Annotated in this window: 27 protein-coding genes and 3 pseudogenes; 26 read left to right on the plus strand and 4 right to left on the minus strand. The window is 50.3% G+C overall.

Annotated features, from left to right (window positions below; genetic code table 11):
• Positions 1–143: 143 nt before the first annotated feature.
• Together SK53_RS05340 and speG are read left to right on the plus strand one after the other, a co-directional pair.
• A complete protein-coding gene (locus tag SK53_RS05340) occupies positions 144–482 on the plus strand; it encodes a DUF1283 family protein (protein WP_023300007.1) in 339 nt (112 codons plus the stop codon).
• Positions 482–1,042, plus strand: coding sequence for a spermidine N1-acetyltransferase (speG, locus tag SK53_RS05345; protein ID WP_003857416.1), 561 nt, complete (start codon positions 482–484; stop codon positions 1,040–1,042). The genes SK53_RS05340 and speG overlap by 1 nt, the downstream gene beginning before the upstream one ends.
• A 17-nt stretch (positions 1,043–1,059) precedes the next feature.
• Here the strand turns inward: speG and SK53_RS05350 are convergent, their stop codons facing one another.
• The gene (locus SK53_RS05350; protein WP_048208723.1) at positions 1,060–1,770 is read right to left on the minus strand and encodes a YnfC family lipoprotein; all 711 of its coding nucleotides are present in this window, start codon (positions 1,768–1,770) and stop codon (positions 1,060–1,062) included.
• Between the two features lie 192 nt (positions 1,771–1,962).
• On the opposite strand from SK53_RS05350, the pseudogene SK53_RS05355 reads away from it, so the two are divergent.
• The 7 genes and pseudogenes from SK53_RS05355 (at position 1,963) to SK53_RS05385 (ending at position 8,357) form a co-directional block, all read left to right on the plus strand.
• A pseudogene (locus SK53_RS05355) lies at positions 1,963–2,816 on the plus strand (benzoate transporter).
• Between the two features lie 102 nt (positions 2,817–2,918).
• Complete coding sequence (locus SK53_RS05360) at positions 2,919–3,224, plus strand: DUF1161 domain-containing protein (RefSeq protein ID WP_003857424.1); 306 nt, start codon at positions 2,919–2,921, stop codon at positions 3,222–3,224.
• Between the two features lie 130 nt (positions 3,225–3,354).
• Positions 3,355–5,793, plus strand: a complete 2,439-nt coding sequence (gene ynfE, locus SK53_RS05365; protein ID WP_048208725.1) for a selenate/tellurate reductase subunit YnfE — start codon at positions 3,355–3,357, stop codon at positions 5,791–5,793.
• A 10-nt stretch (positions 5,794–5,803) separates the two neighbouring features.
• Positions 5,804–6,421 carry a DMSO/selenate family reductase complex B subunit gene (locus tag SK53_RS05370; protein WP_003858259.1) on the plus strand — a complete coding sequence of 206 codons (618 nt, stop codon included), beginning with the start codon at positions 5,804–5,806 and terminating at the stop codon, positions 6,419–6,421.
• A 1-nt stretch (position 6,422) separates the two neighbouring features.
• Positions 6,423–7,277 (plus strand): dimethyl sulfoxide reductase anchor subunit family protein, encoded by an 855-nt coding sequence (locus tag SK53_RS05375; RefSeq protein ID WP_045343453.1) that lies wholly within the window; start codon positions 6,423–6,425, stop codon positions 7,275–7,277.
• Positions 7,278–7,321: 44 nt separating this feature from the next.
• On the plus strand, positions 7,322–7,936 hold the full coding sequence (gene dmsD, locus SK53_RS05380; protein WP_015570619.1) for a Tat proofreading chaperone DmsD: 615 nt from the start codon (positions 7,322–7,324) through the stop codon (positions 7,934–7,936).
• Between the two features lie 109 nt (positions 7,937–8,045).
• Positions 8,046–8,357 carry a YebG family protein gene (locus SK53_RS05385; protein WP_032634159.1) on the plus strand — a complete coding sequence of 104 codons (312 nt, stop codon included), beginning with the start codon at positions 8,046–8,048 and terminating at the stop codon, positions 8,355–8,357.
• Positions 8,358–8,532: 175 nt separating this feature from the next.
• On the opposite strand, the gene catA is transcribed toward SK53_RS05385, so the two are convergent.
• Both catA and SK53_RS23515 read right to left on the minus strand, forming a co-directional pair.
• Entirely contained in the window at positions 8,533–9,210 is a 678-nt protein-coding gene (gene catA, locus SK53_RS05390; protein ID WP_048208727.1) for a type A chloramphenicol O-acetyltransferase, read from the minus strand.
• An 85-nt stretch (positions 9,211–9,295) separates the two neighbouring features.
• Positions 9,296–9,743: pseudogene (locus SK53_RS23515) on the minus strand (LysR substrate-binding domain-containing protein); the annotation flags it as partial.
• 105 nt (positions 9,744–9,848) lie between these two features.
• On the opposite strand from SK53_RS23515, the pseudogene SK53_RS24030 reads away from it, so the two are divergent.
• The 17 genes and pseudogenes from SK53_RS24030 to clcB form a co-directional block, all read left to right on the plus strand.
• Positions 9,849–9,998, plus strand: a pseudogene (locus SK53_RS24030) (alpha/beta hydrolase); the annotation flags it as partial.
• 257 nt (positions 9,999–10,255) lie between these two features.
• The gene (locus SK53_RS05405) at positions 10,256–11,005 is read left to right on the plus strand and encodes a YoaK family protein (protein ID WP_023314061.1); all 750 of its coding nucleotides are present in this window, start codon (positions 10,256–10,258) and stop codon (positions 11,003–11,005) included.
• A gap of 250 nt (positions 11,006–11,255) precedes the next feature.
• Positions 11,256–11,966, plus strand: a complete 711-nt coding sequence (gene osmY, locus SK53_RS05410; protein WP_003857442.1) for an osmoprotectant ABC transporter permease OsmY — start codon at positions 11,256–11,258, stop codon at positions 11,964–11,966.
• Between the two features lie 18 nt (positions 11,967–11,984).
• Positions 11,985–12,884, plus strand: a complete 900-nt coding sequence (osmX, locus tag SK53_RS05415; protein ID WP_048208731.1) for an osmoprotectant ABC transporter substrate-binding protein OsmX — start codon at positions 11,985–11,987, stop codon at positions 12,882–12,884.
• An 8-nt stretch (positions 12,885–12,892) separates the two neighbouring features.
• The gene (osmW, locus tag SK53_RS05420; protein ID WP_006808875.1) at positions 12,893–13,540 is read left to right on the plus strand and encodes an osmoprotectant ABC transporter permease OsmW; all 648 of its coding nucleotides are present in this window, start codon (positions 12,893–12,895) and stop codon (positions 13,538–13,540) included.
• A 1,177-nt stretch (positions 13,541–14,717) separates the two neighbouring features.
• A complete protein-coding gene (locus SK53_RS05425; protein ID WP_048208734.1) occupies positions 14,718–14,954 on the plus strand; it encodes a hypothetical protein in 237 nt (78 codons plus the stop codon).
• Positions 14,955–15,033: 79 nt separating this feature from the next.
• Positions 15,034–15,765, plus strand: coding sequence for a hypothetical protein (locus SK53_RS05430; protein ID WP_048208736.1), 732 nt, complete (start codon positions 15,034–15,036; stop codon positions 15,763–15,765).
• Positions 15,766–16,041: 276 nt separating this feature from the next.
• On the plus strand, positions 16,042–16,446 hold the full coding sequence (locus tag SK53_RS05435; protein WP_048208738.1) for a hypothetical protein: 405 nt from the start codon (positions 16,042–16,044) through the stop codon (positions 16,444–16,446).
• Positions 16,447–16,472: 26 nt separating this feature from the next.
• Positions 16,473–16,907 carry a hypothetical protein gene (locus SK53_RS23520; RefSeq protein ID WP_126336239.1) on the plus strand — a complete coding sequence of 145 codons (435 nt, stop codon included), beginning with the start codon at positions 16,473–16,475 and terminating at the stop codon, positions 16,905–16,907.
• Between the two features lie 276 nt (positions 16,908–17,183).
• Positions 17,184–17,456 carry a hypothetical protein gene (locus SK53_RS23525; RefSeq protein ID WP_126336240.1) on the plus strand — a complete coding sequence of 91 codons (273 nt, stop codon included), beginning with the start codon at positions 17,184–17,186 and terminating at the stop codon, positions 17,454–17,456.
• Between the two features lie 170 nt (positions 17,457–17,626).
• Positions 17,627–18,118, plus strand: a complete 492-nt coding sequence (locus SK53_RS05445; protein WP_048208741.1) for a hypothetical protein — start codon at positions 17,627–17,629, stop codon at positions 18,116–18,118.
• 2 nt (positions 18,119–18,120) lie between these two features.
• Entirely contained in the window at positions 18,121–18,510 is a 390-nt protein-coding gene (locus tag SK53_RS23530) for a hypothetical protein (protein WP_156174851.1), read from the plus strand.
• Positions 18,510–18,689 (plus strand): hypothetical protein, encoded by a 180-nt coding sequence (locus SK53_RS05450; protein WP_048208743.1) that lies wholly within the window; start codon positions 18,510–18,512, stop codon positions 18,687–18,689. The genes SK53_RS23530 and SK53_RS05450 overlap by 1 nt, the downstream gene beginning before the upstream one ends.
• Positions 18,690–19,586, plus strand: coding sequence for a cell envelope integrity TolA C-terminal domain-containing protein (locus SK53_RS05455; RefSeq protein WP_048208746.1), 897 nt, complete (start codon positions 18,690–18,692; stop codon positions 19,584–19,586).
• Positions 19,587–19,870: 284 nt separating this feature from the next.
• The gene (locus SK53_RS23535) at positions 19,871–20,116 is read left to right on the plus strand and encodes a hypothetical protein (RefSeq protein ID WP_126336246.1); all 246 of its coding nucleotides are present in this window, start codon (positions 19,871–19,873) and stop codon (positions 20,114–20,116) included.
• A gap of 197 nt (positions 20,117–20,313) precedes the next feature.
• Positions 20,314–21,462 (plus strand): osmoprotectant ABC transporter ATP-binding protein OsmV, encoded by a 1,149-nt coding sequence (gene osmV, locus SK53_RS05460; RefSeq protein WP_003857446.1) that lies wholly within the window; start codon positions 20,314–20,316, stop codon positions 21,460–21,462.
• A 105-nt stretch (positions 21,463–21,567) separates the two neighbouring features.
• Positions 21,568–22,878, plus strand: coding sequence for a voltage-gated ClC-type chloride channel ClcB (gene clcB, locus SK53_RS05465; RefSeq protein ID WP_003857448.1), 1,311 nt, complete (start codon positions 21,568–21,570; stop codon positions 22,876–22,878).
• Here clcB and bioD read toward each other — a convergent pair.
• Positions 22,813–23,508, minus strand: a complete 696-nt coding sequence (gene bioD / locus SK53_RS05470; protein ID WP_015570628.1) for a dethiobiotin synthase — start codon at positions 23,506–23,508, stop codon at positions 22,813–22,815. The genes clcB and bioD overlap by 66 nt on opposite strands.
• Position 23,509 lies beyond the last annotated feature (1 nt).

Consider the following 23,509-nt stretch of genomic DNA (forward strand, 5'->3'; position numbering starts at 1 on the left):
GTTTCGTGAGGATTGATTTAGACATCATACGCGATAATGTTCACATCGTTCCCATACCTGCCGCGCGGGTATGACACCCTTTCGGATTGGTGTAGAATCCAACGGGGTAATCCGATTCTCTGCACCCGTTTAAAGGAAACGCTATGACTACATTAAGCAAACGCCTTTGTCTGACAGCCGCACTGGCACTGTCCTCGTTCGCCTTCGCCGCAACGGCATCAGCCGAAACCAGCAAACTCATCATTGAGTCTGGTGACAGCGCGCAAAGCCGCCAGAATGCTGCCATGGACAAAGAACAATGGAATGACACCCGCAGCCTGCGTCAGAAAGTGAATAAGCGCGTGGAGAAAGAGTGGGATAAAGAAGACGTCGCGTTTGATGCCCGCGACAAATGCCAGCAAAGTGCCAACGTCAACGCTTACTGGGAGCCTAACACCCTGCGCTGTCTCGATCGTCGCACTGGCCGCACGGTAGCACCGTAATGTCGACGCCGTGTGACGTTAAGCTCCGTCCGCTGGAGCGCGAAGATTTACGCTTTGTTCACCAGCTCGACAACAATGCCAGCGTGATGCGCTACTGGTTTGAAGAGCCTTATGAGGCGTTTGTCGAGCTGTCCGATCTCTACGATAAGCATATCCACGATCAGAGTGAACGCCGGTTTGTGGTGGAGTGCGAAGGTGAAAAAGCCGGGCTGGTTGAACTGGTTGAGATCAACCACGTTCACCGTCGGGCGGAATTTCAGATCATTATCTCACCGGAGCACCAGGGGAAAGGTCTTGCGTCGCGAGCGGCAAAGCTGGCGATGGATTACGGGTTTAACGTCCTGAATCTCTACAAGCTTTACCTTATCGTCGACAAAGAGAACGAAAAAGCGATTCATATCTACCGTAAGCTGGGCTTTATGGTGGAAGGTGAACTGATCCATGAGTTCTTTATTAACGGCGAATACCGTAACACCATACGCATGTGCATTTTCCAGCATCAGCATCTGGCCGGGCATAAGTCCTCCTCCGCCAGCCTGCTTAAACCCACCGCGCAGTAACCTGCGCGGTTTTATTCTCAATAATATTCAATGCTGTTTTTGATGGTGTACTTGCGCTCAACGGCAGGTTTGACGCTGTCATCTGTTATCAGCAGCTCACAGTTCACCGGGTTGTTGTGGCGATCGTAATCACAGCTCTGCTTTACATTGCCCATCGGTTTATCGTTCAACAGGCTTACCGCCGTATAATCCATGCGCTTGCGCAGATCTTTCGAAGGCACCGACTTGACCGATAAACGCTGGTCGCCGGAAACCGTAGTTTTACCCAGCGGGTAGCCGTCGGCGTCATACTGGTACTTCACTTCCATCTCTTTACTGTGCGCTGCAACCACAAACCCGTTATCGTCGGTGTCCCACGTCAGGCCGGCAGACGGCAGTTCCGCCAGCTGGCATTTCCCCTGCAACTTTACCTTCTGCTGCTGGGTTTCCGCATCGACGTAGTAGTTAGCATCCAGCACCAGCGCAACGCCCGTATTCGCTTCGAGATCGTGCAGTTCAAGCGTATCGAAACACCCTTCCGTTGACATCGTGCCGGTCACACGTTTAGAGACTTCACCCTTATCGTTGAATAGCGTCTGGGTAAAATCCTTCACCGGCCCGCGCAGAGGATCAAAGTCAAACTCGTTCGAAAAGCTCGCCATCTCTGGCGTAAATGACAGCGGCGCGGTGTTGTTGTCGCATCCCACCAGTACCGTTGCCAGTAGCGTTATCGCTGCGTATTTGTTCACATCATTTACCGTTCAGAGAGAGATACAATCATATTAGCAAATACAGCAACTTACATAACAGCACTTCATTTGACTCTTCGCGCTGTATAAATCCGTCGTTTGCATTGACGAGACCTGCCAAAGTGGCTACTTTGGGCGCGGAAGATTCCACACTATTATAAAATTAGATTCTTAAATTTTCGGGTTAACATCATGATTTACGACTGTTTTTTATACTATGACGAAGATATGTTGCTCGACATCAGATTACATACTCTCGCTGATGTTGTTGACCGTTTTGTCATTGTAGAAGCAACACACTCTTTTACGGGCATACCGCGAGAATTGCATTTCGATATTACGAAGTTTGCCAAATTCAAAGACAAAATCATTTACGTGCCTTTTGACGCGCAGCCTATTTTAAACCGGGCGGATAATAACCAGGTTGATGCATGGGCAAATGAAGCAGCGCTTCGCAACTCCATTATGAACGGGTTAAAAGACGCGGCAGACGACGATCTGATTCTGGTGTCAGACGTTGACGAAATCTTCTCTCCCGACACGGTCAGGGCCATTAATCCGCGCGCGCTCTGCACGACTATTCATCAAAACGTATTCAACTATCAGTTTAATCTCCAGGTTCACAACACGGATGGTACGCCGAGAAAATGTACCTTGCCCGCGCGACGTCCTATTACAACCTTAAGCATTTCTTCCACGGTGAGCCTGAATCTTTCCGAAACTGGAAGCGTGCGCGCAAAGATAAAAACTGGTCATGGTTTAAATGGAACTGGCTAAAAATCAATAATAAGATTGTGAAAGATGGCGGCTGGCATTTCTCCTGGGTAATGACCCCAGAAAGAATTTCCGAAAAAATGTCTACCATTTCTCATACCGAATACGATCTGCCGGAATTCAATAACCCGGAACATATTATGAAGGTTATCACCAACGCCGAAGATATATGGGGACGAGACCGAAAACTGGTCAGGCAAGAGGTATCAAAACTCACCCTGCCTTCTTATCTGGTAGACAATCAGCACCATTATTCGCAATTTATTTTATGACGCAGGCAGGGCTCCAGGACAATTCAGAAAGACAGACCCAAAAACAAAAGCTTACCCTAGCCCTGCTATGCTTACAGTCTACACAGTGAAAAGGAGCTACAGATGAAACGGTTACCCTGGATTACCGCCCTGCTGTTAATGAGTGCTTCACCCGCTCTTCTTGCGGCCCCGGATTCCTGCGAGCGCGTGAAAAGCGACATTCAGCAGAAGATTATCAACAACGGCGTACCGGAGTCTGGCTTTACCCTGAACATCGTCCCGAACGATCAGGCCGATCAGCCGGATGCGCAGGTCGTTGGGCATTGTGCCAACGATACTTTCAAAATTTTGTACACCCGCACCAGTAGCGGCAACTACCCGGTGAGCGGCGCAGGTACGCAGGAGAATGCGCCCGCTGAGCCGCAATGATTTTCCCACTCAATTCCCCTGATTTGACGAGGATTAATATTTAATACCTCTAAATAAGTAACACTCCCCCCATCATTAGCCCGGTTGTAGTCACGGGTGAAAATAATTATTAACAATGATGGGGTGAGTCATGTCCGAAGTTGAACATCACGGCGGGATAAGCCGTCGAACTCTGGTTAAATCTACTGCCATAGGATCTCTGGCGCTTGCCGCCGGTGGGATCGCATTACCTTTTGGTCTGAAAAGCGCCGCCGCCGCTGTGCAGTCCGCTATTCAGCCCGCAGAAGATAAAGTCGTCTGGGGCGCCTGCTCGGTAAACTGCGGTAGCCGCTGCGCCCTGCGTCTGCACGTTCGCGATGACGAAGTCTATTGGGTTGAAACGGATAATACCGGCGAGGATGTTTACGGCAACCATCAGGTTCGCGCCTGCCTGCGAGGCCGTTCAATTCGCCGTCGCATCAATCACCCAGACCGTCTGAACTATCCGATGAAACGCGTGGGCAAACGCGGAGAAGGCAAGTTTGAGCGTATCACCTGGGAAGAAGCGCTGGACACCATCGCCGCGAGTCTGAAAAGCGTGGTCGAAAAATACGGCAACGAAGCGGTCTACATTAACTACTCCTCCGGAATTGTAGGCGGCAACATCACCCGTTCCTCCCCTTACGCCTCGCTGGTCGCGCGCCTGATGAACTGCTACGGCGGCTTCCTCAGCCACTACGGCACCTACAGCACCGCGCAGATCGCCTGCGCAATGCCCTACACCTACGGCAGCAACGACGGCAACAGCACATCGGATATCGAAAACACCAAACTGGTGGTGATGTTCGGCAATAATCCGGCGGAAACGCGCATGAGCGGCGGCGGGATCACATACTACCTTGAGCAGGCGCGCGAACGGTCAAACGCGCGGATGATCGTTATCGATCCGCGTTATACCGACACTGCCGCAGGGCGTGAAGACGAGTGGATCCCGATTCGTCCGGGTACCGATGCCGCACTGGTGGCAGGTATTGCGTGGGTGCTGATTAATGAAAACCTCGTCGATCAACCTTTCCTCGATAAATACTGCGTGGGTTATGACGAAAAAACCCTGCCGGAAGGCGCACCGGCTAATGGTCATTACAAAGCCTATATTCTCGGCCAGGGTGATGACAAAACCGCGAAAACTCCGGATTGGGCGTCTCGCATAACGGGCATCCCTGCCGAACGCATCATTAAGCTGGCCCGTGAAATCGGTTCGGCGAAACCGGCCTACATTTGCCAGGGCTGGGGCCCGCAGCGTCAGGCAAACGGGGAGCAAACGTCCCGCGCCATCGCCATGCTGCCGATCCTGACCGGCAACGTCGGCATTAACGGCGGTAACAGCGGCGCACGCGAATCGACCTACACCATCACCATCGAACGCATGCCGCTGCCGGAAAATCCGGTGAAAACGCAAATCTCCTGCTTCAGCTGGACGGATGCCATCGTGCGTGGACCGGAGATGACCGCCCTGCGCGACGGCGTACGCGGCAAAGATAAGCTCGATGTGCCGATCAAGTTCATCTGGAACTACGCGGGTAATACCATCATCAACCAGCACTCCGATATCAACAAAACTCACGACATTTTGCAGGATGAGAGCAAGTGCGAAACGATCGTCGTCATTGATAACTTCATGACCTCGTCTGCGAAGTATGCCGATATTGTTCTGCCGGATCTGATGACCGTCGAGCAGGAAGATATCATCCCCAACGATTACGCCGGCAACATGGGATACCTGATTTTCCTCCAGCCGGTTACCGCCCCGAAGTTCGAGCGCAAGCCCATTTACTGGATCATGAGCGAAGTGGCGAAACGCCTCGGACCGGATATCCATCAGAAATTCACCGAAGGCCGTACGCAGGAGCAGTGGCTGCGCTACCTGTACGCCAAAATGGTCGCCAAAGATCCGCTGCTGCCGTCCTACGACGCGCTGAAAAAAATGGGTATTTATAAGCGCAAAGATCCAAATGGACATTTTGTGGCCTATAAAAAATTCCGTGACGATCCGGATGCCAATCCGCTGAAAACCCCGTCGGGCAAAATCGAGATCTACTCCAGCAAGCTGGCGGATATTGCGGCAACCTGGGAACTGCAAAAAGACGAAACCATCACCCCGCTGCCGGTCTATACCTCAACCTTTGAAGGCTGGGACGCGCCCGAGCGCAGCAAATTCCCGCTGCAACTGTTCGGTTTCCACTTTAAAGCCCGTACCCACTCCAGTTACGGCAACGTAGATGTGCTCCAGGCCGCCTGTCGCCAGGAGGTGTGGCTTAACCCTGTGGATGCAGAGCAACGAGGTATCAAAAATGGGGATATGGTGCGCGTCTTCAACGACCGCGGCGAAGTGCGCATTGCTGCGAAAGTCACCCCGCGCATCATGCCCGGCGTAAGCGCGATGGGCCAGGGCGCCTGGCATGACGCCAACATGAACGGCGATCGTGTCGATCACGGCTCCTGCATCAATACCCTGACCACGCACCGCCCGTCACCGCTGGCGAAAGGCAACCCGCAGCACACGAACCTGGTGCAGATCGAGAAGGCATAAGGATTAACCGATGACAACCCAGTATGGATTTTTTATTGATTCCAGCCGCTGCACCGGGTGCAAAACCTGCGAGCTGGCCTGCAAGGATTACAAAGACCTGACCCCGGAGGTCAGCTTCCGGCGTATTTATGAATACGCGGGCGGCGACTGGCAGGAGGATAACGGCGTCTGGCATCAGAATGTCTTCGCCTATTACCTGTCGATTGCCTGCAACCACTGCGAAGATCCGGCCTGCACCAAGGTCTGCCCGAGCGGGGCAATGCACAAGCGCGACGACGGTTTTGTGGTGGTGGACGAGGATGTCTGCATCGGCTGTCGCTACTGCCACATGGCCTGCCCGTACGGCGCGCCGCAGTACAATGCCGCCAAAGGCCACATGACCAAGTGCGACGGCTGCCACAGCCGGGTGGCGGACGGCAAAAAGCCCATCTGCGTCGAATCCTGCCCGCTGCGCGCGCTGGACTTTGGCCCGATTGAGGAGCTGCGCAAAAAACACGGCCAGCTTGCTGCCGTCGCGCCGCTGCCGTCTGCGCACTTCACAAAGCCGAGTATTGTGATTAAACCTAACGCCAACAGCCGTCCGACGGGTGACACCACCGGCTACCTGGCAAACCCGAAGGAGGTGTGAGATGGGAAGTGGATGGCATGAATGGCCGCTGGTGATCTTCACCGTTTTCGGGCAGTGCGTGGCCGGCGCGTTAATCGTGATGGGCTTCGTCTGGCTTAAGGAAAATGATGACAAGGCCAGAATGCGCATCGTGCGCAGCCTGTTTTTTCTCTGGCTGGTAATGGGTATTGGGTTTATGGCTTCGGTGCTGCATCTTGGCTCCCCGCTGCGTGCCTTCAACTCGCTTAACCGCGTGGGCGCGTCAGCGCTGAGTAATGAGATCGCGGCGGGTTCGATCTTCTTTGCCGTGGGCGGTTTCTGGTGGCTGGTGTCGGTTATCGGTAAAATGCCTCCAGCTTTGGGCAAAATCTGGCTGGTTGTCAGCCAGCTTCTGGGTATCGTTTTTGTCTGGGCGATGACCCGGGTCTATCAGATAGAGACTGTCCCGACCTGGTATACGGGTTACACCACGCTGAGCTTCTTCCTGACGATGGTCCTTGCTGGTCCTCTGCTGGCCGCGCTGCTGCTACGCGTCGCAAACGTGACATTCAAAGGTACTCTTGCCGCGTCTGTCAGCGTACTGGCAATTATCGTCTGCGTGGCGGTCGTCGTGTTGCAAAGCAATACGCTGGGGACGATACAGAGTTCCATCCAGCAGGCCAGCGCCCTGCTGCCAGATTATGGTTCGCTTCAGGTATGGCGCATCGCGTTGCTGGCGGCGGGTTTAGGCTGCTGGATCTGCCCGCTTATTCGTCGTCAGGAGCCAAAAACGCTCGGCCTGTTTGCAGGTGTCGTTCTGGTGGCGCTGGGTGAACTGATTGGCCGTGGGCTATTTTATGGTCTGCATATGACCGCAGGGTTAGCAATTGCAGGTTAACACAGGTGCGCGGGGCTACCCGCGCGCAAGTAAGGAAAGTTGTAATGAATGATGTCTCACACCGCGAATCGTTCGCGTTCAGCGCCCGGGTACTGGGCGCGCTGTTTTATTTCGCCCCAGACAGCGAGCAGACCGCGCCGCTGGTGAGTGCCCTGACCGCAGGTGACTGGGTTCAGGATTGGCCGCTGGCGGAGGAAAACCTGCTGCCTGTCGCCAGTATGTTTAAGACCCCATCGGATGAAGCGTTGAAAGACGCCTGGCAGCGTCTGTTTATTGGCCCGTATGCCCTGCCCGCCCCTCCGTGGGGCTCGGTCTGGCTTGATCGCGAGTCAGTGCTGTTTGGCGATTCGACCCTCGCGTTGCGTCAGTGGATGCGTGAAAACCATATCGCCTTTGAGATGCAGCAGAATGAGCCTGAAGATCATTTCGGAACGTTGCTGATGCTGGCGGCATGGCTTGCCGAGAACGGTCGCGAAACAGAACGCGACCAGCTTCTGGCCTGGCATCTGCTGCCATGGAGCACGCGTTTCCTTAGCGTATTCGTTGAAAACGCGGCCCATCCGTTCTACACCGCGCTGGGTAAACTTGCCCAGCTGACGCTGGCGGAATGGCAGTCCACTTTGCTGATCCCGATTGCCGAAAAAACGCTGTACCGATGACAGCACCTGGCTTGTCCACCCGTTGTGCAGGCCAGGCTCGCACATTTTTGCTGCAACACAACGTCACAACTGCTATACTGTATATAATTACAGTATATGGGGGTGCACAATGGCTGTTGAAACAAAATTTGTTGTCGTAAGAAAAGGTGAAGAGAAAATGACTTTTGCCAGTAAGAAAGAGGCTGACGCTCACGACAAACTGCTCGATATGGCAGAAGCGTTCACTGACTGGCTGTTGCAAAGCGGAATGCAGATGGATGAAACGCAGGCGGAGAACCTTGGTCTGTATCTCGCCGAGCAGAAAGAGTCCGTGCAGCATATCCTGCGTACCAGCAAGCTTCCCGAGCTCAATGCTGCAACGGATAAAACAGCATCAGATGCGGATAGCAGCAAAAAAATCCGGGCCGTCAAAGCCGCCTGATCGTCAGAACGACTCATCACCTGTCATGCCGCCGCGGGCCGGAAACGGCTCGCGGCTTCATCATGCATTATTTCGATCTTCTCGAAAACAATGCGATTGAACATTTTAATCTGTTCTGGCGTAAAATTTGGTTACAGCATTTCCTCTCGTCAGACGTATGTTAAAAACACGTGAATCACACGTTCGGCGCCTCTGAATGGTGTGGTAAATTATCACATAACTCTTGCAACTCGTTGATCATCCTGCCTACATGGAAGCCATCACAAACAGAATGATGGACCTGAACGGCGAAAGGCAACAAGACTTTTTCATCCTGGTTATAGTATTTTCCAAACGTGAACATGGGCGCAAAAAAATTCCGCATGTTAGCGACGTTGACGTTAAAACTGCTAAAACTGACCCACGGAATATCAGATATGAAAAATATATTCTCCCGGGACTCTTCCTTAGGCCAGTAAGCAAGGATATTGCCATAGCGGGCAACATCTTCTGCATAAACGCGCTGAAAATGGTGAATATTTCCATCGTAATGACTCCACAACGATGAAAACGTTTCCGTTTCTTTATGGAAAAGGGTATAGCTTGGATGAACCTCATTCCATATTACAAGCTCATCATCCTTCATGGCCATACGGAATTCCGGATGCCGGTTTACGACGTGAGAAATAAGGGAAATAATCGCAGGATAAAATTTCCAGCCAACCTCTTTGATATGCTTTAGCAGCACGGTAATGTCCAGCTGAACCGTTTGGTTAAATGTAGATTGAGCAAAGCCCTGAAATACTTCAAAGTGTTCCTTTCTTGCCCAACGTGATAAGTCAACTACCGTATATTCTGGCGTTATTTTTGTCATTTCAGAGCCTTAGTTGAGCTGCGCTATATAAAATAGTAGCGTATCACAAACGCAGGGGCTGTATAGACCGTAGCGCAGAGGCACTCTAAATTTTCAGCGTATCAATCACCACTCTCAGCGCCGGGGACACGTTGCGGTGTGGATAATAGAGGTACAGTCCGTCCATCCGCAGGCTATAGCGCTGTAAAACGCGTATAAGCGTGCCACGCTCCAGATCGTCAGCCACCAGCTCAACCAGGACATAGGCCAGCCCGAGTCCGAGCCGGGCCGTTTCGGCCTCCATGTAGCTGTCGGAAAAGGCCCATTGCCCCTCCGGGCGGTGAGTCACTCGCTTCCCATCCTGCACAAGCTCCCATTGATAGTGGTTACCGTCGGCGAACTGGTAGGCAATGCAGGGATGAGCATCCAGATCGGCGGGCGTCTGCGGAAAACCATAGCGCCGAAAATGCGCCGGAGCGGCAACCACAGCCATCTCCATATCGGGCGTGATGCGCACGGCAATCATCCGGCCCCAGCCGGACGCCAGCGTCGAATGAAAACATTCACCCAAACTGTCCGCTGTGCTGCTATGCGCATCATTAAGTTGAGTTAAAACAATGAATTAGTAAGAAACACGAAATCCTGACGCCCGCGTTTCGATGGTGACAACCTGGGATAAGACCTTCGCCGAGAGCGATAAAGTCGACCACCGCAAGGTGACGTTCGAGAACCGATACGGGATCACCCTGGCTGGCGATCTGTACATTCCCAGGAACATCGGCGACCAGATGCTGGCTTCTCTTCTCGTCGTTGTGAATTACACCTATGTCTACACTGAATCAAATCTCATCCCGCTCCAGCGAGCATGCATACTGGGCCGGTATTTATGCCCGCCAGTCTGCTCGCGTCATCAGCAATAAAGCATTATATTAACAAGGTTATTTTATTTAATTACAAAACCTCGCACTCCTCCCGTTGAAATAATAATTAAGCAATATCCTGGTCAGCCAGCGACATCGCTTTGTTAGCTTGAGCGTTCAGGCAAAGCTCAAACCGGAGGTATTCTTTGCTGATTAAATTAAAGAAAGAACGAACGCATCAGGAGGATCGTCGTCTTGCCCTCTGGCTGGCGACCTCCGCGGGACTGCTGAATGCCATTGCGCTGGGCGCATTCGGCTTTTTTCCCTCGCATATGACGGGCAATACCTCGCAGCTATCCAGCGAAGTTTCCTCCACCGATCTCAGCGATATTCTTTTCTTCGGCGCCATTATTCTTTCGTTTGTCTCAGGTGCCATCGCTGCGCGGATTATTGTTATCTGGGGGATTATCCATAACATCAGGCTGGTATTCAGCCAGGTTCTGTTTGTTGAAGGGCTATTACTGGCAGGGGTATCCCTGTACGAAATGTATTTTCACTCCTTTGCCACGAATCAGGAGATTATTATTTTCCTGTGCGGGTTGATGGGAATTCATAATTCCACCTCCACTCAGCTATCCGGTGGACGGGTAAGATCCACACACATCACCGGCACGCTGACCGATGCGGGCATTTCGCTGGCCTCCGTTATGGTCGCCATGATGCGCCGGGATTATTCCAAAGATACGGCCGCGCAAAAGAGTCAGCTCAAAACCCATTTAACTACCCTTTTCTCCTTTATCAGCGGAGGTATCGCGGGGCTGATCCTGTTCAGAGAGTTTGGATTCCACGCGATGCTGGCGCTGGGCCTGATGCTGGTAGTCGTCGCCGCCTTCTCTATCGTCCGCATCTCGTGGCGGGTACGAAAAGTGCGCGCCGCGCTTAGTCGACAGGTTTAATCAGCACGCCTTACGTGACATTGTCACGTAAGGCGTGCTTCTTTAAGACTATTCTGCCTGCCCACTGACAGCCCTTATGCCATAAGGCTTCACCCAGGTTGTCACTAATTTCATAGGGTTACTGTTTTACCCCCTTCGCTGGAACCCTTCCGTTTCGCTTGCTATAGGTGAAGTACCCCTGCCGAAACATGGCATAACAACAGGCAACCGGTGGTTGCTATAACGCATGCGCACAGGGAGACACACCGCAATGCACCCATTACTTAAACGTTCGCTGCTTTTTGTCGGCGCGATTATCGTGGTTCTCGCTCTCCTCACCTGGGGAATTGGACTGGAGACGATTAAGGCGCGCCAGGTTGACCTGATCTACCTCGGGCAACAGCACCTGATTCTGGTCTTTTCATCAATGTTCTTTGCCCTGCTGGTGGGCATTCCAAGCGGTATTTTGCTGAGCCGTCCAGCCGCGCGTGGTATCGCCGAATATGTGATGCAAATCTTTAACGTGGGTAACACCCTGCCGCCGCTGGCCGTTCTGGCGCTGGCGATGGTGGTGATTGGCATCGGTGATAAACCGGCCATTATCGCCCTCTTTCTGGCCTCTCTGCTGCCGATTGTGCGTAACACCTATGCCGGGCTGTGCTCTGTTCCCGCGTCGTTGCTGGAAGCGGCAAACGGTATCGGCATGACCAAATGGCAGCGCCTGCGTCAGGTTGAGATCCCTAACGCGTGGCCGGTGATGCTTTCTGGTATTCGCATTGCCACTGCGATTAACGTCGGTACCGCACCGCTGGCATTCCTGATTGGCGCCAGCAGCTACGGCGAGCTGATTTTCCCTGGGATCTATCTGAATGACTTTCCGACGCTGATCCTGGGCGCGGCGGCCACCGCCCTGTTCGCCCTGATTCTGGATACGCTGCTGGCGGCACTGGGTCGACTACTGAGCCCGCATCTCGCGCGATAATTATAACAAGGAGCTTCTATGAGACTGTTTTCCGGCCTGACGGCGCTATGCGCCGCCGCGCTCTTCACCAGCCAGGCGCTCGCCGCGCCGCTGATCCTGGCAACCAAGAGCTTTACCGAGCAGCACATTCTCTCAGCCATGACCGTGCAGTATCTGCAAAAGAAAGGGTTTCAGGTGCAGCCGCAGACCAATATTGCAACGGTGATTTCCCGTAACGCGATGATCAACAGGCAGATTGATATGACCTGGGAGTACACCGGCACGTCGTTGATCATCTTCAACCACATCAACAAACGCATGTCGCCGCAGGAGTCTTACGAGACGGTGAAACGTCTTGACGCGAAGCACGGTCTGGTGTGGCTCAAACCTGCCGACATGAACAATACCTATGCCTTTGCCATGCAGCGCAAGCGTGCCGAGGCTGAACATATCAACACCATGTCTGAGATGGTGGCGAAGATTGAACAGATCCGTAAAACCGATCCGGATAACAACTGGCTGCTGGGACTTGACCTGGAGTTTGCCGGGCGTAGCGACGGGATGAAACCGTTGCAGGCCGCCTACAACATGACGCTGGACCGCCCGCAGATCCGCCAGATGGATCCGGGACTGGTTTATAACGCGGTACGCGACGGGTTTGTCGATGCGGGGCTGATCTACACCACCGACGGGCGCGTGAAGGGCTTCGATCTTAAAGTGCTGGAAGACGATAAAGGCTTCTTCCCGAGTTACGCCGTGACGCCAGTTGTTCGAAAAGACACGCTGGAGGCTAACCCGGGGCTGGAGGAGGCGCTGAACACCCTCTCAGCCCAGCTCAATAACGACGTTATCACCGACCTGAATAAGAAGGTGGATATCGACCATCAGTCACCGCAGCAGGTCGCCCGTGATTTCCTGCGTAGCAAACAGTTGCTGTAGGAGGCGCTATGGAGACGATTCACTATATTCTCGACAACTGGGACTATCTCTTAACCCTGACGCTGCAACACCTGTGGCTGGTGGCACTCGCCGTCGGCCTGGCGATTATTATTGGCGTGCCGCTGGGCATTTTAATTGTCCGCCATAAATGGCTGGCAACGCCGGTGCTGGGGATCGCCACCATTGTGCTCACCATCCCGTCAATTGCGCTTTTCGGCCTGATGATCCCGCTCTTTTCGCTGATCGGTCAGGGCATTGGCGCCCTGCCCGCGATTACGGCGGTGTTCCTCTATTCGCTGCTGCCGATTGTGCGTAACACCCACACGGCGCTCGACAGCCTGCCGCCGGGCCTGCGAGAAGCGGGACGCGGTATCGGCATGACCTTCTGGCAGCGTCTGCGCTGGGTGGAGATCCCGATGGCGCTGCCGGTGATTTTTGGCGGCATCCGCACCGCCGTGGTGATGAACATTGGCGTCATGGCGATTGCCGCCGTGATTGGCGCGGGCGGTCTGGGCCTGCTGCTGCTTAACGGTATTGGCGGGAGTGATATTCGTATGTTGATTGCGGGCGCGCTGATGATTTGTCTTTTAGCGATTGTGCTCGACTGGTTGCTGCACCGTTTGCAGGTGGTACTGACTCCGAAGGGGATTCGATAATTATGCAAACCCGAACGGTAGTGAGGAGTCAATAGCTTACAGAGTTTTCTATTATGTTTGTGTAAGAACAGTGCAATGAATCCATTTACGATTGATTATCATTCACTGTGAGCAGCATTGTTCACTACCGTTAGTAGCATCATCGGTTGGTATGCCTGCAACCTTTGACCAATCACTATAGCTAAATGATGAGGTACAATTAGTGGTATGGGTGTTTTTCTGTTAAATATCCAATTTAGAGTATGTTTTTCTTTCTTTCAGTGTATGTTTACGAAGTAAACGTAATATACAACTCCGCAAACTCTTTTACGTGTTCTGAGCGTGTTCTATGTGCCTATATCTCTCCTGTTCAGTACCGTTCTGTTCACCGTATCTTCACCGTATTCCATAGCCCCTGTGTAACGCTAATAAGAAGGGCATAACTTACAACCTGCACAGCTCAAGCCCTCCCACAGATGCAAGCCTTTTCTTGTCCATATTTACATTCCAATGATCTACCGATGATCAATGAGCTACATCGTTAACCAGAAATTAACATTTACGTTAGGTAATTGTGCTCATTTAGTGTATTTGTGCTGCACCACATCGTTTAGTGATTGACACAATTTAGCCATATATAAGATAATTCTCATCATAGCAACGAGGAAACTAAACGACAATGTAAACGACATGAGCGCCAAAAAGTTAAACGCTCAAGCTCTGCTGAATAACATCAATGGCTACATCGAAATGCTGCTAACACTCAAGCGACTATGAAAGCAGTAGTGAAAGATTGAAATGCATGTATTGAGCAATCCGGTGCTGACTTCCTTACCTTTAACTTCCCAATTGAAGAATGGATACGTAAGGCTACATTGAATGCTGAATTTTAACGTTTAGCTGTTCAACCGAAAAAATCAAAGAAGGCCATGATGCTTTAGAGAACGAACCTGTGAAGCATTAAACGATGGTACAGGACATTAAGAAGAGTGATGTAGCTATGCGCCCAACTCGCCCTGCACAACGTCAGACAGTAAAAGATGTAGATGATTTCTCTTGCTATTTCATCATTACTTTCGGTGGTGATATAGAGTAACAATATTTTGAACGTGGTGAAACGTTAATGGTATGTGAGCCTAACACCTTAGAGGCTAGTTCACAGACTATTAATGTTATTCCAACTAATGAGGATTTAAATATGCGTAAAGTAATCTCTAAGGCTGCTAAATTGCTTTCCCTTTGTGGTGCTCCAGTTAACGCTACAACCGTATCTAATGTAGTTACATTACTTAAAGAGGCTGGCGATGATGTGGATGAACTGCTTTATGTGGCTTATCTGGTAGGGGCTGAATGGCATGTTTCAAGTGAACGGCTTAACAGCACTCAGTTTATGCAAGATGTGCGTGATGAATTTAACCGTATTGATGCTGAGTAAGCATAATTAACTAAACTCTTGGGTATTTAGAGTGAGAGACTAAACGCCCTTGATTAAATACTTTCGAGAGAGAAACAAAATGGCTATTGAAGCAATTGCTATTGATGATCTGGTTGATGTAGCACGTGAAGTGAACTGTGATCTGCATAAACTTGTTATCACTGGTGCAGACAAAGAAGCGAAAAATGCTCAGAAGCATGAACTAGCTAAACTGCTTCCTGCTCTTGAATCTGGTGCAGTGAACCAGAGCGTGATTCTTAAATTTGCAGCACAGGCTAAAGAGGGTTCAGAGTTCAGCACTATCAGTAGTGCAACATTGAACAAGTGGGTAAATGAACTGAATGCTAATGGCGGTAAAGCCCCTGATGCACCAGCAGCTTCTACAGAAGCTTCTAAAGGCCGTGGACGTCCAGCAGATAGCACAGGTAACAAAGTAAGCATTACCCGTGACGATCTGAAAGTATTGCAGCAAACGCAGAGCGCCTATCATGCCCTTCTATCTGAGCGTATTGGTAAGAAGCTAGTAAGTGAAGCTGACGCTTTAGTTATTGAGTCCATCAAGACTAATAACGCCGCTTATTACAATTCTGTGCTGGAAGGTATTCAGAAACAGGAATCTGAACGCATTAAAGAAGAAATTAGGCTGAAATATCAGGCGATGATGGATCAAGAGATTCAAGAGAAGTTAGCCGCTTTCCAGCCTATACCAGTGGAAGAAGCGCCTGTGATTGATCCTGGGCAGGAGGATGAACCAACGTTCACGCCAGCAGACGAACCAGAAACGCCTGTAAGCGGTTCTAAGAAGAAGTAAGGAATCTATCGCCTATGAGATTAAAAAACACTCTGGCTAGCGCACAGGATCATTTTAAAGGGGTATGTAGCGGCAAATAAACAACTTTCTTTGCAATTGGTGCATTTTCAGGTTAACGGAGTAACCGGATTTATTGAGATCGAACCTAACAGTTCTATGTGGTGTAACTTTTGTGGACAACGTTTAGCGTATAGCGCTTTGCAGGTTAAATTAAAATCCTCTGTCCATAGTGTGATGGTTCAATTTGGCATAATTAGTAGCTGGAGGCGTTGAAGAATGAAACGTTTAATTTTTGCTGTATCTCTGCTGTCTACTTTCGGTGCTAATGCCGCTGTTACTATTACCACCTGTGAACAGGGTTATACATTCAAAACAAATACCCTTAACGATAAAAGTGGTAGCGCAGAAGTATTTAAAAACGGTAAACGGTTAGCAAAAGTAGCCTCTAATAATTTCTTTGATGATTTTCAAGAGGCCGCTAATGACCTGAACGGTGATCTGTTCATGAATATCACAATATTAGATTTTAAGGGCAATAACCCGCAAGACCCATCAAGCTATTCAAAAATGACTTCTTATGTTTTAGTTGAAAAAGTAGATTTCAGCAAAGGTAATCAGGCACGTTTAATTATTAATGAGCCTCTTAAAGATCAGGTTATTGTTAACTGTGAGGCGAATTAATTAAACGTTTATTAATCCTAGCCCTTGTGGGTTTAGCTCTGACAGGGTGTGATAAGTCAGAAGATTATATAGTTATTCAGGATCACGATAAAGCTGTTAATTCTTCTGTAATTGTGAACGTTAAACACTTTCCTGAATATGTTTCGGTAAATGGTGTTCACTTACATCCTGATGATAATCCTGTTTCCGGCGCTGGAACAGATAACGCAATGTATGAGTTTAAGGTAGAACTGAAAACAGATGATTATTCATATCATTCTTTAGTTGCTCAGCTTATGCGTGATGAAACTCATAACCCTATTTCCGGTTTAGGTTGGATAACTGAACAGAAAACAGATAAACAACCTGTTATAGCGTGGCGTGAGTCCGTAGGTAAATTCTATTACGGTACTTATTCCGATTATCAATCCAATGTTAAAGATACTCCTGTAATTATCGGCTATGTAAAAGGCTGGGACTAATGAAACTAAAGCCTGTGCAGATCTACCTGACTTGCAGGGATGAAATAACGCCCACAGGACGGACTAAAGAGCGTTTAATCTATCATCCCTATGTTAAATCAGACAGGCACGAACGCTGGACACAGAGCGATACACGAGCTTTACGGGCTACGAGGAACCGGAACAATGAAGAAGCAGGTAATAGGGCTGTGTTTTATTGCCCTCTAACCGTGTGCTAACGCACAGACGGCAGACAATTCGCCTATCCAGGACGTTTACAAGTGTGAACAGGGTTATGTGTACACATTCACCTCTGACAATTACGAAACGTTTTACGCTACACAGGTAAGCCAGAACGGAAATATTATTGCACAGTGGCGTAATAATTCAGGCGGTATGGCTCAGGTAAATACACCAGAAGGGGGAACGATTTTCGAATCTTTTGCATTAGGGCAAGATAAATTATTTAGACTGATTGAAGGATATTATAAATATCCTGTGCTGTCAGTCTTAGGTCAAACAACTGGAAAAGTGGAGGCAATTTATAAATGCAAAAACTTATTGTTATAACGCTGATGTTATTTAGTGCTGGTGTAATGGCTTGTCCTAAAGGGCAACATCCCCACGGAGGATATAATTCACACCACAAGGGCGGCTATTGTTCCTACTACAAATAAATAAAATAATGATGATTGCAAAATAAACATTTAGTTTTTAATCACACTCAGGAAAACATTAAAATGAAAATTAAAGCCGTGGCTTTCGGCCTGTCTGTTATTGTCGGTTCTATGTCTTTATCTGCTTGCTGTTTAACAGTGGATGGAAAAACACAGCCTGTAGCCATTAAAACTAATGCCCCTGCATTATATGAAGTGAAGAATGCAGACGGTGTAGTGGTTTCACAAGGTACAGCGCCTACTACCGTTAACCTGAAACGTGGTGATGCACCCTACACAGTGACGCTACGCCGTTCTAACGAATCTATGCCTAACACTGGAACCATCACGGACAATATGAATGGTTGGTTATGGGGTGATGTGCTATGCGGCGTGATTATTTGTGGGGGCGTAGATCTGGCTACTGGTGCTGCATGGGATTTAGACGAATCGGTAACGGTTGACACTGTAAGTAATGGACATGACAGCAACGGAACACAATTCCAGATGATCACCCCTGCCCCTACTACAGCGCCGATCACCATCAATAACACCCTGAACAATGGGAAAGCGTAGTCATGAAAAAACTAACGCTAGTAGTTATCATGGAGGGCTTGTTAGCTGGATGTGCTTATAATCCATCACCAGTTGAAATTAGTCAGTGTAATGCAGGATTCCCACCAGAGAGAACGGCTTATCAGGGAGATATAGTAAACACCATTAAAGTCAATTTAAAAGATCCTGATTCAGCTAGGTTCAACTTTGATGCTCCTCGTAAAGTGTGGATTAATGCTGATATGTCTCACGCTGATGTAAGGTGCGGTTATTTTGTAGGCACCACTGTAAACGCTAAAAATTCATTTGGAGGCTATACTGGATGGGAACCAATAGCAGCTATATGGAATAACGGTACAGTAATCACACTTGACCCAGCTGTATTTGATAATATGAAGCATGAATTCTATTAATGAACAATACTTATGAAGCCTATCAGGAATACGCTGATGTAAATAGCGGAGTGGATAAAGGGCAAGAGGCGCATGATAAACATGTAGCTGAGGTGTTCAATAAACCGAAATACAGAAATCAAGATCCAGAGCGCCTCTGGTTCGATCCTGATTTTAATTCAGATATGTTAGGTGTCTAAATGAAACGCTCTGCTCTGGCAATCGTGCTAACTGCTCTTTCATGCTCTGCACACGCTACGGATATTTCCTCTGGTGTAGGACAGATAGAAGCCATTCAGCAGATGCAAAACCATCCTATGACATTCTTCAAATGTTCAGAGATAGCGCCTAATGGTTTTGTTAATCCGAACGATGGTTATTATGTTCAGGGAAAACTAGATAACGGGAATAATGTAATATTCTTAGGTCTGGTTTATGGAACTGATTTAGGTATGGGTGATGTATTTGTTTATGACACTCTAAATGATCTGAAAGGTGGCGTTTATGACCCAATGCAATTAGCTACCGTTCAGATTGACAGAGGGGATAAGTCGCAAGTAAACATTACTCTGAAAACGGCAAAGGAAACAGATCAGGCGCAATGCAAGCTTGATACAGAGCTTACACAGAAAGCCGCTGATGAATACCGTTATCAAAATCCTACACCAAAAGGGGGTGATATCACTGAAAAGGATTTAACCCCTAAACAAAAAGAACAATACAAAAAATATGAAGCAGCTAATATAGATGATGTTTTAGGTGATTTGTCAGCAGGTAATCCGAAAGCTAAACAACATCCCACTAGCAAAGTGGCAAGTAGTTCAGGAACAGATATTAGCCCATATGTTTCTAAAGTGGCAAATTATGTCGCTGGGCTAATCACTGATAAAGATCAGTACAAAGGTAAACGCTGTGAAATTGGGATTCATATACAGCGTAATGGCTATATTAATTCAATTGATAATGATGGAGGTGATGCAGATCTCTGTTCACACGTTATGAACATCATGAACACGGTGCATAAACTACCTACACCGCCTAGCGATGATGTTTACAATGTAGTGAAGGATGCACCATATAATTTTAAATTTGATTAAGTAGTTATTTATTTCTCTCTTTCTTTTCTCTCAGCGTAAAGGCGGCCTTGTGTCGCCTTTTTCTTTTCATTTAAAGGATAGATTAATAGGTTAGAAAGAAAGGTTAGTATACAAGAAATAATTTCACCCCCTCCCCTGAAATAATTTCACTACCCCCCTGCAAAAATTTCATGAGTAGTAGAACAATGAACATCACCCCTACATTTATCATTCACCCCCTAGAACGATTTTCTATCTGATAGTACCTATGCCATATCTAAACAATTTCATAGGAGAGCTACCAGATGGAAAGCTTTTTAATCCCTCGTGCAGAACTATTAAATCTGCCCTCATATATCACCACTTTGGATCTAGTAGTTTTCGGCTATCTGGTAACTGCTGCAAATGGTGAAAATGAATCTGTAACTGTTTCACTAAACAACATCTCTAAAAAACTAAAAACATCACGCCGTGTATTAACTACCGTGATGCAGCGTTTAGATCGTGCTGGTTTACACGCTACTATGATGAATCCGGTAATCCCATCGTGAGGTTACTAAGACAATCCAGAAAATGAACACAAACCAGTTTTAAGCCCTTTCCGAATGGAGGGGACTTTTTTATTGTCTATACTTTCATAACCTTACAACCCTGTGTATAGAAGCGCTTGCATTATTCCTACACGCCTAACACAATTACAGATCACAGGGTTATCTAACTTACTGACTTTAAAAGGAAGTAGGCAGTTATGATAAAACTGGAAAACCTCACCAAACAATTTTCACAGAAACACGGCCAGACGTTTAAGGCCGTCGACAACGTCAACCTGAACGTGCCTGAAGGGGAAATGTGCGTGCTGCTCGGCCCGTCCGGCTGCGGGAAAACCACTACCCTGAAGATGATCAACCGTCTCATTACGCCAAGTAGCGGGACAATCCTGATTAACGGCGAAGACACCAGCGGAATGGACACCGTGACCCTGCGCCGCAACATTGGCTACGTGATCCAGCAGATTGGCCTGTTCCCGAACATGACCATCGAAGAGAACATTACCGTCGTGCCGCGCATGCTGGGCTGGGACAAGGCACGCTGTAAATCCCGTGCCGAAGAGCTGATGGATATGGTGGCAATGGATCCGCATAAATTCCTTCACCGCTATCCGCGCGAAATGTCCGGCGGGCAGCAGCAGCGTATCGGCGTCATCCGCGCGCTGGCAGCCGATCCTCCGGTCCTGCTGATGGATGAACCGTTCGGTGCAGTCGACCCGATCAACCGTGAGGTGATCCAGAACCAATTCCTTGAGATGCAGCGCAAGCTGAAAAAGACCGTGATGCTGGTGAGCCACGATATTGACGAAGCGCTGAAGCTGGGCGACCGTATTGCCGTCTTCCGTCAGGGGCGTATCGTGCAGTGCGCCAGCCCGGACGAGCTGCTGGCGAAACCCGCGAATGAGTTTGTTGGCTCGTTTGTTGGTCAGGACCGGACGTTGAAACGCCTGCTGCTGGTATCGGCGGGCGACGTCACCGACCAGCAGCCTACCATTACGGTACGCGAATCGACGCCGCTGCCGGAGGCCTTCGCCACCATGGATGACAACGATATTCGCGCCATTACCGTGGTTGATGAGCACGGCAAACCGCTCGGCTTTGTGAAGCGCCGCGAAGCGCGTAACGCCAGCGGCAGCTGCGGGGATATTCTGCATCCGTTCCGTATGACCGGTAAGGCCGAGGATAACCTGCGCGTGGTGCTTTCTCGCCTGTATGAGAGCAACACCAGCTGGATGCCGATTGTGGACGAGGACGGACGCTATAACGGCGAGATATCCCAGGATTATATTGCGGAGTATTTGAGTTCAGGGCGTACGCGCCGGGCATTAAATATTCATAGCGAAAGTTAAGCATTCAGGCCGGGTACTGCCCGGCCATTTTCCGCACGCATACCTTTTGCTAACCTCCCGATTTCCCGCCACAATATTGTATCGTCCCCGTTAAATCACGACTTCATGCAACGTCTTCACGCTTACCCCGACATCCGCGCGATGTTTCGCCGTCTCCTGATTGCTACCGTCACCGGCGTGCTGGCGGCGCTGGCCGTTGCGGTGTTCCGCCACAGCATGTATCTGCTGGAGTGGCTATTTCTCAGCAACGAAAGCGGAAGTCTGGTGAACGCCGCAGCCGCGTTATCGCCCTGGCGGCGGGCGCTGACGCCTGCGCTAGGTGGTCTGGCCGCGGGAGTGCTACTGTGGGGATGGCAGCGCATGACGGCACAACGTCCCCACGCCCCCACCGATTATATGGAAGCGCTGGAAACAGGTGACGGCCAGTTTGATTACGGCGCCAGCCTGGTGAAATCCCTCGCGTCGTTGCTGGTGGTCGCCAGCGGCAGCGCCATCGGCCGTGAAGGTGCCATGATCCTGCTCGCCGCCCTCGCCGCCTCCTTTTTTGCACAACGTTGTACGCCAAAATCCGAATGGAAACTGTGGATCGCCTGCGGTGCCGCCGCCGGGATGGCCAGCGCCTATCATGCGCCGCTGGCGGGCAGCCTGTTTATCGCAGAGATCCTGTTTGGCACGCTGATGCTGGCCTCCCTCGGCCCGGTGGTGATTGCCGCTGTAGTGGCCCTGCTGACCACCCGCCTGTTAAGTCCCGGCGCGAATACGCTATATGATGTCCATCTCAGCGAGATGCTTACGGCGGTGGATTATTTCCTGATCGTTGGCGTGGGCCTGCTGGCTGGCGTTTGCGGCCCGCTGCTGATGTGGCTGATGGCGGCCAGCCACAGGCTGTTTCTGCGTCTCAAACTCTCACCGCCGTGGCAGCTGGCGCTGGGTGGTCTGATCGTCGGGCTGCTGTCGCTGCTGACGCCAAAAGTATGGGGGAATGGCTATAGCGTGGTTCAGGCGTTTTTGCAGTCGCCGCCGCTGCTGTCGGTGATTGCTGGCGTCTTTATTTGCAAGCTGCTGGCGGTACTGGCAAGCAGCGGGTCCGGCGCGCCGGGAGGCGTGTTCACGCCAACCTTGTTCGTTGGTATGGCAACGGGAATGCTGTTTGCGCAGATCTTTGCGCTGTGGTTTCCTGGCTCTGAGACGGCGATCCTGCTTGGGCTGGCGGGAATGGCGACGCTGCTCGCCGCCACAACGCATGCGCCAATCATGTCGGCCTTGATGGTCTGTGAGATGACCGGGCAGTATTTTTTACTTCCCGGTTTGCTGGTTGCCTGTGTTGTGGCGTCGGTATTGTCGAGAACGCTACGCCACGACTCGATCTACGGCCAGCATACCGCCGAAAGCCGAGAGATCGATATAGTGCGCTAATTCGCGCTGCTCTGCGCGGGGCAGATAAGGCAGTTCGCCTACCAGCGGGCCAGGCAGCTTTTTGCTCAGCACGTCGATGATTTCAGCGTAGTGCGCAAGGCCCGGGTTAATACGATTCGCCACCCAACCAATCAGCGGCAGGCCGTCATTAGCGATAGCCTGCGCCGTCAGCAAGGCATGGTTGATGCACCCTTCCTGGATGCCCACGACCATAATCACCGGCAATTGCTCCTGCACCACCCATTCGGAAAGGGGACGTAAATCGTTCATCAGGCTGCGCCAGCCACCGGTCCCTTCAACGACAACGTGGTCAACCTTTTCACTCAGATTTGCCAGGCCATCAGAAAGCAGGCTGTAGTTGATAAGCCCACTGTGAGCGACGCTGCTTTCCTCTTCGCTTAACGCGATAGGATTGACGGCATCATAAGGCAGTTCCAGAGACGAGACGCTTTGCAGAACCAGGGCGTCCTTATTGCGCAGCCCTTCTGGCGTCTCTTTACTGCCTTTTGCAACCGGCTTGTATCCTGCAACGCGTTTACCGCTTGCCGCCAGGGCCTGGAGTAACGCGCGGGATACGACTGTCTTCCCGACAGACGTATCCGTACCAGTAATAAAGAAACGCTTAAGCATG

It is taken from the genome of Enterobacter sp. MGH119 (assembly GCF_001037675.1).
GTDB lineage: Bacteria > Pseudomonadota > Gammaproteobacteria > Enterobacterales > Enterobacteriaceae > Enterobacter > Enterobacter hormaechei_C.